Below are 16,114 nucleotides of genomic sequence, written 5' to 3'. Positions count from 1 at the left end.
TTAGACGTGTCCCATCGCGTTTCGGTTGGCGTTGCGGATGTAGCAGAACCAGCAGACCGCCAGCATCAGGACATACGCTCCGACGAAACCGTAGAACGCCGGGGTGTACGAGCCGCTGGCGGTGTTCGAGGCGTTCAGCACCTGCGGGATCACGAAGCCGCCGTAGGCGCCGATGGCCGAGATGAGGCCGAGGGCGGAGGAGGCGAGCCGCTGGGTGGCCACGGAGTCGGCACCGTTCCGGGCAGCCCGGCTGGAGGTGGCGAAGATGACCGGGATCATGCGGTAGGTTGCGCCGTTTCCGAAGCCGCTGGCGGTGAAGAGCATCAGGAACAGGACCAGGAAGAGCCAGAAGCTCTTCAGCGGCAGGGTCCAGATCATGGTCAGGGTGATCGCTGCCATCGAGGCGAAGGCTGCCACGGTCATCCGGGCGCCGCCCATCCGGTCAGCCATCCGGCCGCCGTAGGGGCGGGCCAGGGAACCGACCAGCGGGCCGAGGAACGCCAGCGAAAGAGCTACGGTGCCGACGCCGATGGAGGAGAACGCCGGGAAGTAGTCCTTGATGAGCTTCGGGAAGACACCGGCGAAGCCGATGAACGAACCGAACGTGCCGATGTACAGCAGCGCCATAACCCACAGGTGCGGTTCCTTCAGCGCAGCGACCGAACCGGCCACGTCACCCTTGGCGCTGGTGAGGTTGTTCATGTACTTAAAGGCGCCGTAAGCGGCCAGGAGGATGAACGGAACCCACATCCAGCCTGCCATCGGCAGGTTCACGGTGCCTGCGGCCAGCAGGGTAATGACAACCGGCACGGCGAGCTGTGCGACGGCGGCACCCATGTTGCCGCCGGCGGCGTTCAGGCCCAGCGCCCAGCCCTTTTCGCGGGCCGGGTAGAAGAAGGTGATGTTGGCCATGGAGCTGGCGAAGTTGCCACCGCCGAAGCCGGCCAGGGCTGCCACCAGGAGCATCACGCCGAACGGGGTTTCGGGGTTGGAAACACAGAGTCCCAGGCCGATGGCGGGGATCAGGAGCAGCAGGGCGGACACGATGGTCCAGTTCCGTCCGCCGAAGCGGGGAACCATAAAGGTATAGGGGATCCGGAGCGTGGCGCCCACCAGGCTCGGCATCGAGATCAGCCAGAAGATTTCCGACGTGGTGAAGGTGAAACCGGCTGCGGGCAGCTGGACCACCACGATGGACCAGAGCTGCCAGACCACGAAACCGAGGAACTCGGCGAAGATGGACCAGTTCAGATTGCGCCGGGCGATGGTGCGGCCGGCGGCTTCCCACTGCTCCTTGTTCTCGGCGTCCCAGTTGGCGATCCAGCGGCCGGGGAGGAATTCCAGGGCCGGGGCGGCTGCGGTTCGGGTGGAGCGAATATCTGTGGTGCGGTCAGCAGTCACGGCGTGCCTCCTTGGGGGATGTTGTTCCTCCACGTTAAAGACGGCGCGTTTCGCGGACGGTCGCGGTGTGTTAACGCCCTGTGACATTTGCCTATCAGTGCCCGAAAAGAGGTGTGAGGCGACGTGACGGCCACGAAGTGAGACGAAGCCCACAGGTCCATATGTTGGAACTCTTGTCCATTGACTGGACGGCGGGAACTAATATTGAACTCTAACTACTGCAAGCCTGGCCGCACCACGCCAGGCCGGTTCTCATGAAAGTGTTCACATGTCATCCAAACAAACCACCGCGGAACCAGGTTCGCCCAAGGCCGTGAACTCGCGCGGGCGCGTGATCGTGGCCAGCCTGATCGGCACCACCGTGGAGTTCTACGACTTCTACGTGTACGCGACCGCCGCTGTGTTGGTCTTCCCGGCGCTGTTCTTCCCCAACCAGAACGAGACCACGCAGCTGCTGAGCTCTTTCGCTGTGTTCGGCGTGGCATTCGTTGCCCGCCCGCTGGGGTCCATCGTCTTTGGCCACTTCGGTGACAAATTCGGCCGCAAGGGAACCCTGGTGGCCTCGCTGCTGACCATGGGCATTGCGACGTTCCTGATCGGCTGCCTGCCGACGGCACTTGTTCCGGGCTGGGAGTTCTGGGCTCCGGCCCTCCTCGTGGTGATGCGCTTCGCCCAGGGCCTGGCCCTCGGCGGCGAATGGAGCGGCGCGGCCCTGCTGGCCACCGAAAACGCCCCTGCCAACAAGCGCGCCGTCTACGGGACGTTCCCGCAGCTCGGCGCGCCCATCGGCTTCATCATCGCCAACGTGCTCTTCCTGGTCTTCAGCTACGCTTTGACACCGGCCGCCTTCATGGCCTGGGGCTGGCGTGTGCCGTTCCTGGTGAGCGCCGTGATGGTCATCATCGGGCTCTATGTTCGTCTCAAGCTGATCGAGACGCCTGCCTTCACCAAGGTTCTCGAGTCCAAAGAGGTGGCCAAGCTGCCCCTGGCCCGCGTCTTCAAGACCAGCTGGCGCCAGCTGATCCTGGGCACGTTCATCATGCTCGCCACGTACGTGCTCTTCTACCTGATGACCACGTTCACGCTGACCTACGGCACCCGCGCCTCCAGCCTGGATGCGGCCAAGGCGGCTGCAGAGAAGGCCGGAAAGCCAATGACCGAAACCGCAGCCGCTGCGTTCGTTCCCGGGCTGGGCTTTACCCGCAACGACTTCCTCTGGATGCTTATTGCCGGCGTTGTGTTCTTCGGTATCTTCACCCTGGTATCCGGACCGCTCGCCGAGAAGTACGGCCGCCGCAAAATGCTCCTGGCCGTGACCGCCGGAATCTTTGTGTTCGGCCTGCTGTGGGTCCCGCTCTTCAGCGGCGGTTTCGCGGGCACCATGGCACTGCTGATCATCGGCTTCTCGCTGATGGGACTGACCTTCGGGCCCATGGGTGCAATCCTGCCCGAGCTCTTCCCCACCAACGTCCGGTACACAGGTTCGGCCATCGCCTACAACTTCTCCAGCATCCTGGGCGCAGCGGTGGCACCGTTCGTCGCCGTCTGGCTCTGGGAAATGGCGAAGGGCAGCCCTGTGCTGGTGGGCGTCTACCTCACCGTTATGTCGGTCCTGACCCTGTTCGCACTGTTCGTGAGCAAGGAAACCCGCGATCTGGACTACGAGAACAACGTAGCCTGACCCTCCGGCGATCGTTCCTTGACGCCCGGTTGCTGACAGAACTGCCCGGCGTGTTCCCCGATATTCCCGGGAACACGCCGGGCATTGCTGTGTCCGGGTGCCGCACGGCCGGGCAGGAACGCACGACGGCGGCGCCCGCCACCCGTCCGAAGGCTCATCCTGCGTAGCGGGCGACGAAGTTCTTCAGGATGGTCATGGGCTCGGTCACGGTGAATGCGCGGGCGGACACCATCAGCTCCTCCGCGGACTCCGGCGGGAAGTAGCCGGCGTGGCGGTAGGTATCGATCCGGGTGACCAGACCCTCAACATCCAGTTCGGGGTGGAACTGGGTGGCGTACAGGTTCTGTTTGATCCGGAACATCTGGACCGGGCAGGCCTGTGAGGATGCGAGCAGCACGGCGTGTGACGGCAGCCTGGTGCAGGCTTCCTTGTGGCCGGTGAAGGCAGTGAACCGGCGCGGCATCCCGCGCAGGACAGGGTCCGCGATGCCCGCATCGGTCAGCTCGATTTCCACGCCGCCCAAGGGTTCGCCGAACGTCCTGTCGATCACGGCACCCTGATGCGTTCCCAGTGTTCCCACCCCGTAGCAGGCGCCGAGGAACGGAAAGTCCAGGTCCACGATCCGGTCAAGGAGCCCTGCAAGTTCCCGCTCCACCCGATGTTGGGTGGCACTTTTCCTGTCTTCGGGATCGCTGGACGTGAACGGGCTGCCGCCCACAATGACGCCGGAGTACGCCGCCAGGTCCAGTTCCGGCAGGGGACCAGCCTCCAGCCGGATGCGGCGGAGCTGTTCCGGCGCAAGCCCGCCGTACCTGAGGTAGGCGGCGTATTCGTCCTCGGCGGCGGTATCTTCGCCCCGGGAGGCCAGGAGCAGGAAAGGCTTCACACGCTAAGTGTGCCCGCGGCCCCCTGCCGAACGCCAGAGTGCCGGCCAGCGGCCCCGGACAGGGTCTCAGTGCCCGGCAGGTTCACCTGCGGACTGGGCCAAAGACCGCCGGGCCTGCGGGCGGGTGGCGGGGTCGGCGTGCCGGTGGACCAGTTTCCAGTACCCTTCCTCACGGCGGAAAATACTGGTCACCCGGAGCGCGAACTCCTCCGTGAGCGATGCGCCCTCCAGCCGGGCCCGGAAATGTTCGGTCTCCACCAGGTAGGCGGTGTCCCGGGCGGTGTAGGACGTGATGGTGTCAAACCCCAGCATCTCGCCGTCCTGGAACTGCCTGCCGGCCTGGTCCAGGCGTGCTTCCACCTGGGCCCAGCCACGTGCGATGCCGCCGAAGGGGTTAGCCAGGGTGACGTCGTCGAGCCTTGAATACAGGTCCTTGACCGGCCCGGGGTTCCCGCGGGTGATCTCCGGAACGGCCAGGTGGTAACGGGCAACTTCTTCTTCGAAACTGGGAGCAAGCATGGGGTGCCTCCGGCGGGTCTAGTCTTCGATGCTGGCGATGACGGCGCCGGCCGCGATCGTTTCGCCGGCCGCGGCGCCGAGGCCGGAAATGGTCCCGGAACGGTGCGCGGTCAGGGGCTGTTCCATCTTCATGGCCTCGAGCACCACGATCAGGTCACCTTCAACCACCACGTCGCCGTTGGCCACGGCCACCTTGACGATGGTGCCCTGCATCGGGGATGTCAGCGAATCGCCGGTGGCGGCTGCCGCTGCGCCGCCTGAGCGGAGGCGTTTCTTGGACTTGCCTGCCTTCGAGCCGCCGCCTGTACCCGTGCCGATGGATCCAAGGGAAGCCGGCAGGACCACTTCGAGGCGCTTGCCGCCGACCTCGACCACCACGCGCTGGCGTTCACCGGCGGCTTCAGCGGACACACCCGTTCCGTCCGGGGACCAGGCCGGAAGGTTGTTGACGAATTCCGTTTCGATCCAGCGGGTGTGGATCTTGAAGGGGCCGTCGGCGGGGGCGAAGTCGGGGTTGGTGACCACGGCCAGGTCGAAGGGGATCACCGTGGGGATGCCTTCCACCACCATTTCCTCCAGGGCGCGGCGTGAGCGCTGCAGGGCCTGGGCCCGGGTGGCGCCGGTGACGATCAGCTTGGAGAGCATGGAGTCGAAGTTGCCGCTGATGATGTCGCCCTGTTCCACCCCGGAATCAATCCGGATGCCGGGGCCGGTGGGGTTCTTCAGTGCGGTGATGGTGCCGGGTGCGGGCATGAAGTTCCGGCCCGGGTCCTCGCCGGTGATGCGGAACTCGATGGAGTGGCCGCGGACTTCGGGGTCGCCGTAGCCCAGTTCCTCGCCGCGGGCCAGGCGGAACTGTTCGCGGACCAGGTCGATGCCGGTGACCTCTTCGGAAACGCAGTGCTCCACCTGCAGCCGGGTGTTGACCTCCAGGAACGAGATGGTGCCGTCCTGGCCGACCAGGAACTCGCAAGTGCCTGCGCCGAGGTATCCGGCTTCCTTCAGGATGGCCTTGGAGGATTCGTACAGTCGGCGGTTCTGCTCTTCGGTGAGGAACGGGGCCGGGGCCTCTTCCACGAGTTTCTGGTTGCGGCGCTGCAGGGAGCAGTCGCGCGTGGAGATCACCACCACGTTGCCGTGGGCGTCCGCGAGGCACTGGGTTTCCACGTGGCGGGGCGCGTCCAGGAAACGCTCGATGAAGCACTCGCCCCGGCCGAATGCTGCGGTGGCCTCCCTGACGGCAGATTCAAACAGTTCCGGAATCTCCTCCCGGGTGCGGGCTACCTTGATGCCGCGGCCGCCGCCGCCAAAGGCAGCCTTGATGGCCACCGGCAGGCCGAACTTGTCCACGAATTCAAGGATTTCTTCGGCTGACTGCACAGGGTCGGCGGTGCCGGGAACCTGGGGCGCGCCCACCTTTTCGGCGATGTGGCGGGCCTGGACCTTGTCGCCAAGGGCGGAGATGGCGTCAGGGCCGGGGCCGATCCAGATAATGCCGGCTTCAATGACCTTGGCGGCGAACTCGGCGTTTTCGGCGAGGAACCCGTAACCCGGGTGGATGGCGTCGGCGCCCGACTGGCGGGCGGCGTCAATGATCTTGTCCATCACCAGGTAGGACTCGGCGGCGGTGTTGCCACCCAGGGAGTAGGCCTCGTCTGCGAGCCGGACGTGCAGCGCGTCCCGGTCAGGATCGGCGTAGACAGCCACGGAGGCAATGCCCTCGTCACGTGCTGCGCGGATGATCCGCACTGCTATTTCGCCGCGGTTGGCGATCAGCACCTTGGTGAGGTTCGACTGCACGGGACTTGCGGACTGCTCCAAAATTGCTGACAAGGCGTCTCCTTCTTTCCTTCAGGGAGCCTAGCGCGATTTTGAGGGTTCCGCCGATATTGCTTGCGGATTCCGCGGGTAAACCGGCATTGCTTTGTAGGGAACCTACAAACGTCCGAGCAATCGAGGCGATTATGGCGCAGCCCAAAGCTCCGTGATGCGCACGTTGGCCTGGCCAAGAAGGGCCCGGAGCGTCGAAATGGAAAGTCCGACGACGGTGTGCGGGTCCCCGTCCACCTTGCGGATGAACGCCCCGCCGAAACCGTCGATAGTGAACGAGCCGGCACAGTGGAGCGGTTCCCCCGTAGAGATGTACGCGTCGATTTCTTCCAGTTCCATGTCCGTGAAGTGGACCTCGGCGGAGGTGACCGCCCCGAGGGTGGCGCCGGACCCCGGCGCCACAGCGCCGTCGTCGGACTCTTCGCCCGTGCCGTCCGCCGCCACCGCGCGGCAGTCCACCAGCCAATGTCCGGTATGCAGCACCCCGCTGTTGCCGCTCATCCGGAGCATCCGTTCACGGGCGACGTCGGCGGTGTACGGCTTGCCGTGCGCCTCGCCGTCGAACTCAAACACCGAGTCGCAGCCGATGACCAGCGCGCCCTCCGCGTCCGGCAGCGCGGCCACGGCTTCGGCCTTGGCGCGGGCCAGCAGCAGCGCGGTATCGTGCGGGTCCGTGACCCCGTAGCGTGCCTGGACCGCGTCCTCGTCCACGTCGGAGACAAGCACCGAGTGCTGAATCCCGGCGTCGGCCAGTAGCTTGGTGCGGGCGGGGGACTGGGAGGCGAGGATAAGGCGGATCACGGTTTCAGCCTAATGGACCGGCTGACAGCCGCGCAGCGCAGGGACGAAAGACTCTGGCCGGCCGTTCGTAGCCGCGGTCGAATGAGACTGCATTCCCGCGAGAATCGAGTAGCCCATGACCGCACGGCTCGTGGCAGGCGTTGCCACCGTAGGTGCAGGGACCTATTTTGGCTGGGACGGCTTCACCATCCAGTCCGGAAACCTAGTTGTCATCCTGGTCATGATTGTGCTGTTTGTCCTTGCCCTTGTCCTTCCGTTTCCCGGCGGGAGGCAACGCAAATGATGGTCCGGGCCACGCCCGCGCACGGTTTGCAGGCGGAGGAAAGCGACGCCCACACCTGGACCGGGAAAGCTCGCAGATGGCTCCTGGGAAAGCTTCCTCCGGACAAGCTCTTGCCGGAGGACCAGCCGAGCTACGTGGCGTCGTGGGCGTACGTGTTCGGTATGGGGGCGGTTGCCTCGTTGCTGTGGATCATCATTTCCGGGGTCGTACTGGGATTGAACGGACCGCAGTGGTACCACGTATCTTCCCTGGGCCGCTTCGTGAACAGTACCCATCTGTGGAGTGTGGAGCTGTTCTTCATTTTTATGGTGGTGCACCTGTGGCTGAAGTTCTGGATGGCGGCCTGGCGTGGGGGACGCGTCCTGACCTGGATCAGCGGGATGCTGTCATTCGTCGTTTCCATCGTGGCAGCCTTCACCGGGTACCTCCTCCAAACGAACTTCGATTCCCAGTGGATCGCATTCGAAGCCAAGGATGCACTCAACGCAGTCGGAGCCGGCGCCTGGTTCAACGTAGCCAACCTTGGACAAGTTTTCGTTTGGCACATCACGCTGTTGCCCCTGGCCGTAGGGGCCGTGGTGGTCCTGCATGTGCTGCTCGTCCGGGTCCACGGAGTGGTGCCGCCGCTGGAGGCAGCAGAGGGCGATGCCCAGTTGGCCGGCAAGCGTGGCGGCACCGCCGGGCTAGAGACGCAGTGAAAATGCGCGTTCAAGAGGACACCTCCTGGCGGAAAACCAACACCATTGCCAGCCGGCCGTGGGCAGGTGCCGTCCGCGAGGCCGACGGCGACTACGGCCCGGTTCCGGGGTTGACCGGCGCGTTGCTGGAGATGGCCCTGCAGGGCAGCCTGGATGGAGCCCTGCAGGGCGGCGGTACCTTCTACAGCATGGATTACACCCGGAGCCTGCTCTTCCTGGGAGATGGCAGCTATTTTCAGGACCTGGCGGCCAGCCAGCACCTCACCGGCGATCAGTGGGGTGTGATGAACGAGACGGGAGATACGCCGGGCCAGTCCTGGCTGTGGCTCTTCTCGCTCCTGTACCAGGTGGAGCCCTTCAAGTCCTCGCCAAACGCCGATGCCCTGGTGGCTGTCACGATGTTCGTGCTGACCGCGTTGCTGACCCTGCTGCCGTTCATCCCCGGTTTGAGGTCGTTGCCGCGGAGGATACCGCTTCATCGGCTGGTGTGGCGGGACTACTACCGGAATCGCTGATCCCTTCGAGTTCCCGCGTCGGGGCGTCCCTGCTGAGCTTGGCGCCCTCCACATCTACGTCCGGCAGGAGGCGGTCCAGCCACTTCGGCAACCACCAGGTCTTTTCGCCCAGTAAGTACATGACTGCCGGCACAATGGTCATCCGGACCACAAAGGCATCCAGCAGCACCCCGAACGCCATGGCGAAGCCCAGGGGCCGGACCATTGTCAGGTGGCTGAAGATGAAGCCGGCGAACACACTGACCATGATGATGGCGGCGGCGGTCACCACAGCGGCGGCATGGCTGAAGCCAATCCGTACGGCCTTTTTGGCGGATGCGCCGTGCATGTATGCCTCCCGCATCCCGGAGGCGATGAACACCTGGTAGTCCATGGCCAGGCCGAACAGCACACCGATCAGGATGATCGGCAGGAAGCTCAGCACCGCGCCGGGATTGGCGACGTCGAACACGGCGCCCAGCCAGCCCCACTGGTAGACGGCCACCACGAGGCCGAACGCGGCCGCCAGTGACAGCAGGAAACCGCCGGTTGCCAGCAGGGGAACCACGATGGACCGGAAAACGAGCAAAAGGAGAAGCAGCGAAAGCCCGACGACGATCGCCAGGTAGGGCGGCAGTGCGGCGCCAAGTTTCGTGGAGACGTCGATGTTGCCGGCGGTCTGGCCGGTCAGCCCGATGGTGACACCCGTTTCGGCCTTGATCTGCGAACCGCGTTCGCGGAGCTCACTCACCACCTGCACCGTGCCTGCCTTGGCCGGACCTTCCTCGGGGATGACTTGGAAGACGGCGGTGCGGCGGTCTTCGCTCAGTGCCACCGGAACGGCAGCCACTACGTTGTCCACGCCCCGGATCAGGTCGGCGACGTCGTACTGCAGTTTCCGGGCCTGGCCCTCGTCAAGGTTGGCAGGGAATTCGCCCACCACCACGATGGGGCCGGTGACGCCTTCGCCGAAGCTGCGGGCGGTCACGTCATAGGCCTGGTAGGCCTCGGAGTCCACCGGCTCGGAGCCGCCATCGGGCAGTGCAAGCTGAAGCTGCGCGGCCGGCAGGGCCAGGGACCCCAGCAGGAGCACGCCTGCGACGAGCGCCACGATGGGGTGCCTGGTGACCAGGCCGCCCCAGCCCCGGGTGCTTTTGGCTTCCTCCTTGGCCTGGTCAGCTGCCTCATGACCGGATTCGGCGTTGTGGGCCTCGGCTTTGGCCCACGCCCGCCGGGAAATGATGCGCCGCCCGATCAGGGACAGCATGGCGGGTGTCAGTGTCAGCGCCACGAGGACGGCCACGGCGACGGTGCCCGCGGCTGCCAGGCCCATCACGCTCAGGAAGGGCAGGCCCGGTACCACCAAGGCAGCCAGGGCGATGATGACGGTCAGGCCGGCAAAAAGCACGGCATTGCCGGACGTTCCCGTGGCGCGCGCCACCGACTCCTCCGGATCCATGCCGGTGAGCAGCTGGGTCCGGTGCCGGTTCACGATGAAGAGGGAGTAGTCGATGCCCACGGCCAGGCCGAGCATGAGGGCCAGCATGGGGGAGATGGAGCTCATGTCGAACGCGCCGGAGAGGGCAAACGTGATGCCCACGCCCACGCCGACGCCGATCACGGCCATCAGCAATGGCAGCCCGGCGGCGACCAGTGTGCCGAGCATCAGGATCAGGACCAGGGCGGCCACGGCGATGCCGATGATTTCTGCGGTGCCGAAGAGCTCGGAGATGTCTTCGGTGATTTCCTTGCTGGCCAGCGCCGTGACGCCGGCGGACGACGTTTCATGCGCGATGTCCTGGACCTGCTGCCGCACCGCAGGGGTGAGGGCGTTGATGGAGGTGGTGAACTGAACCTGGGCCACCGCGGCCTGGCCGTCCGATGAAACGAAACGGATTCCGGTGGAGGCCTCAGCCTGCCGCTTGCCGAGCTCCAGTTTTGCCTTGGCGGCTTCGAGTTCCTGCGTGCCCGCGGTGAGCTGTTCCTGCCCCTGGGCCAGGGCAGCCTTCTGCTGTCCCAGCCGTGCTTCGACGACGGCGGCGGGCGCTCCCGCAGCCGTCAGCTGCTGCTCTGCGGCACTCAGCTGCGCCGCACCGGCGTCGAGCTGGGAACGTGAGGCGTCAAGCTTGGCCTGGCCTGCGGCAAGCTGCTGCCCGCCGTCGGTGATGGCCTGCCCGGCCTGGTCCAGTTGGGCCTGGGTGGCGAACGGGTCGGTGGTGGCCTTGACGTCCGGAAGTTCCCCCAGTTTGGTGAGGGCAGCCGTGACGGCCGCGCGGCTCTGGTCGGTGAAGCCGCCTGCAGGGGCTTCAAAAACAATGGTCGCGGAGCCGCCTGAGGCCGCCGGCAGTTCCTGCTTCAACTTGTCCGCGATGCGCTGGGTCTCCGTGCCCGGAATCTGGAAATTATTGGAGAGCGTGCCGTGGAAGGCGGCAGCTGAGCCGCCGACTGCCACCAATACGGCCAGCCAGAGTGAGATGACCAGCCATCTGTGGCGGTAGGAGAACTTGCCGAGGCGATAGAGCAGCAGGGCCATGTCAGAGCCGTTCTTTGAGGAGGTTAGGGGTGGCAGTTGTTTGGACTGTGGCGGTTGGTTGGTTCGTGGCGGCCGCGGCTGTTCCGGCTGCCGGATGGGGGCTGCCGAAGCCGGAGCCCAGGTGGCCCATGGCATCAATCAGCAGTTGGCGCAGGATGGCGAGCGAGGCAGGGGAGAGGTCAGCGCCGCAGCGGGCGAACCAGACGTCCATGGCCGCCTTGCCGCAGGCGATGACGGATCCGGCGAGGGCACGCAGGTAGAGCTCGTCGACGGCGGCGCCCGGGGTTCCGGCGAACCGTTCCCGCGCCGCGTTGATGATCTGCTCGGTGCAGTGGTCCCAGGCTTCAAGTTCGGAGCGGGACAGGAGCGCGTTTTCCTGGGTCAGGGTGAAGAGCTCAGCCAGCGGGGCCACGGTCATGGGGTCCGCCAGTTGCATGAGGGCGGCCTGCGCGGATTCGAGGATGGGTTCGTCCGCGGGACGCTGCCTGAACTGCTGCAGGGCGCTGTCCAGGAATCCGTTCGTCACCGCGGCCAGGGCAGCTTCAATGCTGCCGAAGTAGTTGAAGAACGTCCGCCGCGAGATGCCAGCCATCTCGGCAATATCCTCCACCGTGAAGTTCCCCGGCCCGTTGCCGCGAAGCAGCGTCAAGGCAGCATCCGTGATCGCCTGGCGCGTGGCGGCCTTGTTGAGTTCACGTCGAGAGAGGATTTCTGTCACGAAATTACACTACGTGCAAGTTTGCACGTTGCGCAAATACATTCACAGGAAGATCAAAGGTTCCCGACAGCTGGAACTGATCCTGAAGCCCGAGACTGAAACAGTCCCGTCAGGGAGAAGATGACCCGCCGTCGGTGACGGCAGATTCAGGAGAAATGAATGGCACGCACTAGGAGAATTACGCTGGGCCTGACGGCCGCGGCGCTCGCCCTTGGGGCTGGAATCGGGGTTGCCGGGATGGCTTCTGCAACCACAACGACGACCCCCACCCCCAGCGCCAGCTCAAGCACTTCCGCGGACGGCAGCACCAGCACCGCTCCGGCCGAGGGCAAGGGCGGCCGGGGTGGCCACGGCGGCCACGGCGCGTTCGGCTTCGGCGGCCAGGACGCCACTGAACTGGCCACCAAACTGGGCGTGGACCAGGCCAAGCTGACGGATGCCTTAAAGGCCTTCCGCGACGCCAACAAGCCCGCCGCCGGTACGGAGAAGGGTACGTCGGCTGACGGAACCCGGCCCGACCCGGCTGCCATGCAGGCAGGGCTCGCCAAGTCGCTTGCGGCATCGCTGGGTATCGATGAGGCCAAGGTGACGGCGGCACTGGAGGAGCTGCGCACCGCTGAGCAGACAGAACATGCCGCGGAGCTGAAGACCCGCCTGGACAAGGCCGTTACTGACGGCAAGCTGACCCAGGCTGAGGCGGACGCTGTCACCAAAGCGGTGCAGAACGGGGTAATCGGCGGCGGCGGCCGCTGACCTGCAGGCTGGAGAGTAAGGGAGCCACCCAAAGGAAGAAGTCCCCGGGAACACATGAGCTCCCGGGGACTTCTTCGTTACGCACTCCTCAGGCGGGGTTAGGCCTTCGCGTCGGCCAGTTCCCGTCCGGCGTCGGCGGGGTCAGTGCCCCGGGCGCCAGCGGAAGGATCCACACTCGCGGAGTTGGCGTCGGTCTCGGCGTCGTCCGCGAACGGGTTTCCGTTGCGGGGCGCGTTGTAGAGCGTCTCGTCAAGGATGCCCTGGCGCTTGGACACAATGGTCGGGACGAGGGCCTGGCCCGCCACGTTGAGCGCGGTGCGGCCCATGTCGAGGATGGGATCGACGGCCAGCAGGAGGCCGACGCCGGCCAGCGGCAGCCCCAGCGTGGAGAGCGTCAGGGTGAGCATCACCACGGCGCCGGTGGTGCCGGCCGTAGCGGCAGAGCCCAAGACGGAAACCAGGGCGATCAGCACGTACTGGGTGAAATCGAGCTGGATGCCGAAGAACTGGGCCACGAAGATGGCGGAGATGGCCGGGTAGATCGCGGCGCAGCCGTCCATCTTGGTGGTGGCGCCCAGGGGCACGGCGAAGGAGGCGTACGCACGCGGAACGCCGAGGTTGCGTTCGGTGACCCGCTGGGTCAGCGGCAGGGTTCCGATGGACGAGCGGGACACAAAGGCCAGCTGCACTGCCGGCCAGACGCCGGAGAAGTACTGCTTCACGGAGAGTCCGTGGGTGCGGACCAGGACCGGGTACACAACAAACATCACCAGGGCCAGGCCAACGTAGATGGCGAAGGTGAACTTGCCGAGCGCGCCGATGGTGTCCCAGCCGTAGACGGCCACGGCGTTGCCGATCAGGCCGACGGTACCGAGGGGCGCGATCCGGATGATCCACCACAGGACCTTCTGGATAACGGCCAGCGCGGACGCGTTGAGGTTCAGGAAGGGCTCAGCGGCCTTGCCTACCTTGAGGGCTGCGACGCCCACGGCGATGGCGATGACCAGGATCTGGAGCACATTAAAGCTGACGGAGGTGCTGACAGTCGTGGCGGCGTTGGCGCTCTCGGTCACGGTGGAGCTGGCACCGAGGCCGAGGAAGTTCTTGGGGAACAGGCCGATCAGGAAGGACCACCAGTCGCCGGTTTTGCCGGCGTACTTGGCTTCCTGGGTGATGCCGGTGTTCGCGCCGGGCTGCAGGAACACTCCCAGGCCGATGCCGATCAGGACCGCGATCAGCGACGTGATGGCGAACCACAGCAGGGTGTTCCAGGCCAGCTTGGCGGCGTTGGACACCTGGCGCAGGTTCGAGATGGAACTGACTACGGCCGTAAAGATCAGCGGCACCACGGCGGTCTGCAGCAGCGAGATGTAGCTGGAGCCGATGGTCTGCAGCGTGGCGCCGAGGCCGTTGGGGGCTTCCTTGGTGCTGCCCGTGTACTTGGCCAGCAGGCCGAGGCCAAGGCCCACGATGAGGGCGGCGATGATCTGGAAGCCGAACGAGCCAGCCCATTTGGGCAGCTGGAAGCCGGTCTTTCCTGAGGATTCGGGGGTGCGGGTTTGAGTGCTCACCAGAACACGCTAGGACCGCTGTTGTTATCACGACGAACAGATGTTGAGAAATGTTACGCCGTCACAATTCCCGTAGAGGCTGCAGATCCTTGCAAATCCGGCGTCACACAAGGCAATTGTGAAGTTATTCCCTGGGGCGCAGTGCCAAAGATCACCCGAGAGGCCCGGAGGGGACGCATCCGGCAGCGTGCGTCAAAGCGACGAAGGAGCAGCACGCAGAGGATGTGGTCCCTTCGGGCCGCGCCCGAGCGGAATCAGGAAAGCAGCGCCCGCCGGAGGGTATCCAGTCCGACCGAGCCGATGTTGAGGGCCTTGGTGTGGAAGGCCTTGAGATCGAAGCCCGGCCGGGCTTCGAGGTCGGTTCGGATCTGCTCCCAGAGCCGCTGCCCCACCTTGTAGGACGGGGCCTGGCCGGGCCAGCCGAGGTAGCGGGTGAATTCGAAGTTGAGCTGGCCTTCGCTGATGGCCAGGTTTTCCTTGAGGAAGTCGCAGCCCTTGTCCGGCGTCCACGTGCCGGCGCCCCAGTGGTCAGGGACCTCGAGTTCGAGGTGGACGCCGATGTCAAAAACGACCCGTGCCGCGCGCATCCGCTGCATGTCCAGCATGCCCATATGGTCGCCCGGGTCGGACAGGTAGCCGAGTTCCTGCATTAGCTTTTCGGCGTACAGGGCCCAGCCTTCACCATGCCCGGAGGTCCAGCAGACGTTTCGCCGCCACTTGTTGAGCAGCTCCCGCCGGTAGGTGGCGGTGGCTACCTGGAGGTGGTGGCCTGGGACGCCTTCATGGAAGACAGTGGTGGTCTCGGCCCACGTGGTGAACGTGTCTTCACCGGCGGGGACGGACCACCACATCCTGCCGGGGCGGCTGAAGTCGTCGGAGGGGCCGGTGTAATAGATGCCGCCCTCGTCGGTGGGGGCGATCAGGCATTCCAGCTTTTTCATCACGTCGGGAATGTCGAAGTGCACCCCGGCAAGGTCGGCAACCGCTTTGTCGGAGAGTTCCTGCATCCAGGCCTTGAGGGCTTCAGTGCCCTTGAGCTGGCGTGCGGGATCGTTGTTGAGCACCTCCTTCGCTTCGGCGATGCTGGCCCCCGGCTTGATGATGGACGCGACCTTCTCCTGCTCGGCGATGAGCCGGTCCAGTTCCTGGACTCCCCATGCGTAGGTCTCTTCGAGGTCGACGGCGGCGCCAAGGAAGGAGCGCGAGGCCAGTGAGTAGCGTTCCCGGCCTACGGCGTCCTTCTCCGGTGCCACGGGCAGCAGTTCCGTGCGGAGGAACTCCGCGAGGTGCCGGTAGGCGCCGCGCGCGGCGGCAGCACCGGCGTCGAGCTTTTCCTGTATTGAGGCTTCGAGCGGGCCCCCGGCGGTCTGCGCCCCGGCGGCGAGCTTCGCGAAGAAGCCGTCGTCGGCGGCATACTTGGTGGCCTGTTCGATGACGATGGAGACCTGGCGGGCGGCCGACACTTTCCCCGCGTCCCTGGCATGGCGCAGGGAGTCGATGTAGCCCGCGATGGCGCCCGGAACGTTCAGGGCGCGGCCGGCTATGTGCTCCCACTGCCCGGCCGTGTCAGTGGGCATCAGGTCAAAAATGGACCGGATGTCCTGCGCCGGCGAAGCGATATTGTTCAGGTCCGCTGCGTCCCAGCCGGACTCGTGGATTTCGAGCTGCAATCCCAAACGCTCCCGCATGGCGTCCAGCGTGACGGCGTCCACGTCGTCCCCGGGTGCCAGGCCGGCCAGGGCCGCGAGCGCTTTCGAGGCCTCCGCCGCGAATGCGGCGATGCCGGCAGGGGAGTAATCGGGGTACTCGGTCTCGTGGCCGGGCAGCCCGAGCTCGGTGGCAAAAGACGGATTCAACCGGATGAGCGTGTCGGTATAGGCATCCGCCACGGCATCGATGGCGGAATGCGGACGGACAGCAGGCGGGGCTTCGGTAGTCACCCCCAG

14 protein-coding genes are annotated in these 16,114 nt (G+C 65.5%); 5 read left to right on the top strand and 9 right to left on the bottom strand.

Annotated elements, in window-relative coordinates:
* Positions 1–1,401, bottom strand: a complete 1,401-nt coding sequence (locus tag AC1DIM_RS03710) for an MFS transporter (RefSeq protein ID WP_477709143.1) — start codon at positions 1,399–1,401, stop codon at positions 1–3.
* A 268-nt stretch (positions 1,402–1,669) separates the two neighbouring features.
* Here AC1DIM_RS03710 and AC1DIM_RS03705 point away from each other — a divergent pair, with 268 nt between their 5' ends.
* Entirely contained in the window at positions 1,670–3,082 is a 1,413-nt protein-coding gene (locus tag AC1DIM_RS03705; RefSeq protein ID WP_477709142.1) for an MFS transporter, read from the top strand.
* 154 nt (positions 3,083–3,236) lie between these two features.
* Here the strand turns inward: AC1DIM_RS03705 and AC1DIM_RS03700 are convergent, their stop codons facing one another.
* From AC1DIM_RS03700 to AC1DIM_RS03685, 4 genes are all read right to left on the bottom strand, one after another.
* Complete coding sequence (locus AC1DIM_RS03700) at positions 3,237–3,968, bottom strand: glutamine amidotransferase (RefSeq protein WP_477709141.1); 732 nt, start codon at positions 3,966–3,968, stop codon at positions 3,237–3,239.
* A gap of 66 nt (positions 3,969–4,034) precedes the next feature.
* Positions 4,035–4,487 (bottom strand): YybH family protein, encoded by a 453-nt coding sequence (locus AC1DIM_RS03695; protein ID WP_477709140.1) that lies wholly within the window; start codon positions 4,485–4,487, stop codon positions 4,035–4,037.
* An 18-nt stretch (positions 4,488–4,505) separates the two neighbouring features.
* Positions 4,506–6,320, bottom strand: a complete 1,815-nt coding sequence (locus AC1DIM_RS03690) for an acetyl/propionyl/methylcrotonyl-CoA carboxylase subunit alpha (protein WP_477709139.1) — start codon at positions 6,318–6,320, stop codon at positions 4,506–4,508.
* 129 nt (positions 6,321–6,449) lie between these two features.
* Positions 6,450–7,118 carry a Maf family protein gene (locus tag AC1DIM_RS03685; protein WP_477709138.1) on the bottom strand — a complete coding sequence of 223 codons (669 nt, stop codon included), beginning with the start codon at positions 7,116–7,118 and terminating at the stop codon, positions 6,450–6,452.
* 115 nt (positions 7,119–7,233) lie between these two features.
* On the opposite strand from AC1DIM_RS03685, the gene AC1DIM_RS03680 reads away from it, so the two are divergent.
* From AC1DIM_RS03680 to AC1DIM_RS03670, 3 genes are read left to right on the top strand one after another with little or no spacing between them, the layout of a single operon-like run.
* Entirely contained in the window at positions 7,234–7,401 is a 168-nt protein-coding gene (locus AC1DIM_RS03680; RefSeq protein WP_477709137.1) for a hypothetical protein, read from the top strand.
* Positions 7,398–8,099: a cytochrome b N-terminal domain-containing protein gene (locus AC1DIM_RS03675; RefSeq protein WP_477709136.1), complete on the top strand. Its 702-nt coding sequence runs from the start codon at positions 7,398–7,400 to the stop codon at positions 8,097–8,099. Before AC1DIM_RS03680 ends, AC1DIM_RS03675 begins: the two co-directional genes overlap by 4 nt.
* Before the next feature lie 2 nt (positions 8,100–8,101).
* Positions 8,102–8,614: a hypothetical protein gene (locus AC1DIM_RS03670; RefSeq protein WP_477709135.1), complete on the top strand. Its 513-nt coding sequence runs from the start codon at positions 8,102–8,104 to the stop codon at positions 8,612–8,614.
* Here AC1DIM_RS03670 and AC1DIM_RS03665 read toward each other — a convergent pair.
* Both AC1DIM_RS03665 and AC1DIM_RS03660 read right to left on the bottom strand, forming a co-directional pair.
* Positions 8,535–11,126, bottom strand: a complete 2,592-nt coding sequence (locus AC1DIM_RS03665) for an MMPL family transporter (protein ID WP_477709134.1) — start codon at positions 11,124–11,126, stop codon at positions 8,535–8,537. The genes AC1DIM_RS03670 and AC1DIM_RS03665 overlap by 80 nt on opposite strands.
* Position 11,127: 1 nt before the next feature.
* Positions 11,128–11,844: a TetR/AcrR family transcriptional regulator gene (locus AC1DIM_RS03660; RefSeq protein ID WP_477709133.1), complete on the bottom strand. Its 717-nt coding sequence runs from the start codon at positions 11,842–11,844 to the stop codon at positions 11,128–11,130.
* Between the two features lie 159 nt (positions 11,845–12,003).
* On the opposite strand from AC1DIM_RS03660, the gene AC1DIM_RS03655 reads away from it, so the two are divergent.
* Positions 12,004–12,597: a hypothetical protein gene (locus AC1DIM_RS03655; protein WP_477709132.1), complete on the top strand. Its 594-nt coding sequence runs from the start codon at positions 12,004–12,006 to the stop codon at positions 12,595–12,597.
* Between the two features lie 98 nt (positions 12,598–12,695).
* Here the strand turns inward: AC1DIM_RS03655 and AC1DIM_RS03650 are convergent, their stop codons facing one another.
* Both AC1DIM_RS03650 and AC1DIM_RS03645 read right to left on the bottom strand, forming a co-directional pair.
* Positions 12,696–14,168, bottom strand: a complete 1,473-nt coding sequence (locus AC1DIM_RS03650; protein WP_477709131.1) for a dicarboxylate/amino acid:cation symporter — start codon at positions 14,166–14,168, stop codon at positions 12,696–12,698.
* 254 nt (positions 14,169–14,422) lie between these two features.
* Positions 14,423–16,108, bottom strand: a complete 1,686-nt coding sequence (locus AC1DIM_RS03645; protein WP_477709130.1) for a DUF885 domain-containing protein — start codon at positions 16,106–16,108, stop codon at positions 14,423–14,425.
* Positions 16,109–16,114 lie beyond the last annotated feature (6 nt).

This window comes from Pseudarthrobacter sp. 01T43 (assembly GCF_056398665.1).
The sequence above is the reverse complement of the archived record's forward strand: the minus strand, read 5'-3'. Positions and strand labels throughout refer to the sequence as shown.

What these genes read in the sequence shown, in the direction of transcription:
- AC1DIM_RS03705 (WP_477709142.1), top strand. Translation starts at nt 1,670, where the DNA reads ATGTCATCCAAACAAACCACCGCGGAACCAGGTTCGCCCAAGGCCGTG.
- AC1DIM_RS03695 (WP_477709140.1), bottom strand. Translation starts at nt 4,487, where the DNA reads ATGCTTGCTCCCAGTTTCGAAGAAGAAGTTGCCCGTTACCACCTGGCC.
- AC1DIM_RS03680 (WP_477709137.1), top strand. Translation starts at nt 7,234, where the DNA reads ATGACCGCACGGCTCGTGGCAGGCGTTGCCACCGTAGGTGCAGGGACC.
- AC1DIM_RS03675 (WP_477709136.1), top strand. Translation starts at nt 7,398, where the DNA reads ATGATGGTCCGGGCCACGCCCGCGCACGGTTTGCAGGCGGAGGAAAGC.
- AC1DIM_RS03670 (WP_477709135.1), top strand. Translation starts at nt 8,102, where the DNA reads ATGCGCGTTCAAGAGGACACCTCCTGGCGGAAAACCAACACCATTGCC.
- AC1DIM_RS03665 (WP_477709134.1), bottom strand. Translation starts at nt 11,126, where the DNA reads ATGGCCCTGCTGCTCTATCGCCTCGGCAAGTTCTCCTACCGCCACAGA.
- AC1DIM_RS03655 (WP_477709132.1), top strand. Translation starts at nt 12,004, where the DNA reads ATGGCACGCACTAGGAGAATTACGCTGGGCCTGACGGCCGCGGCGCTC.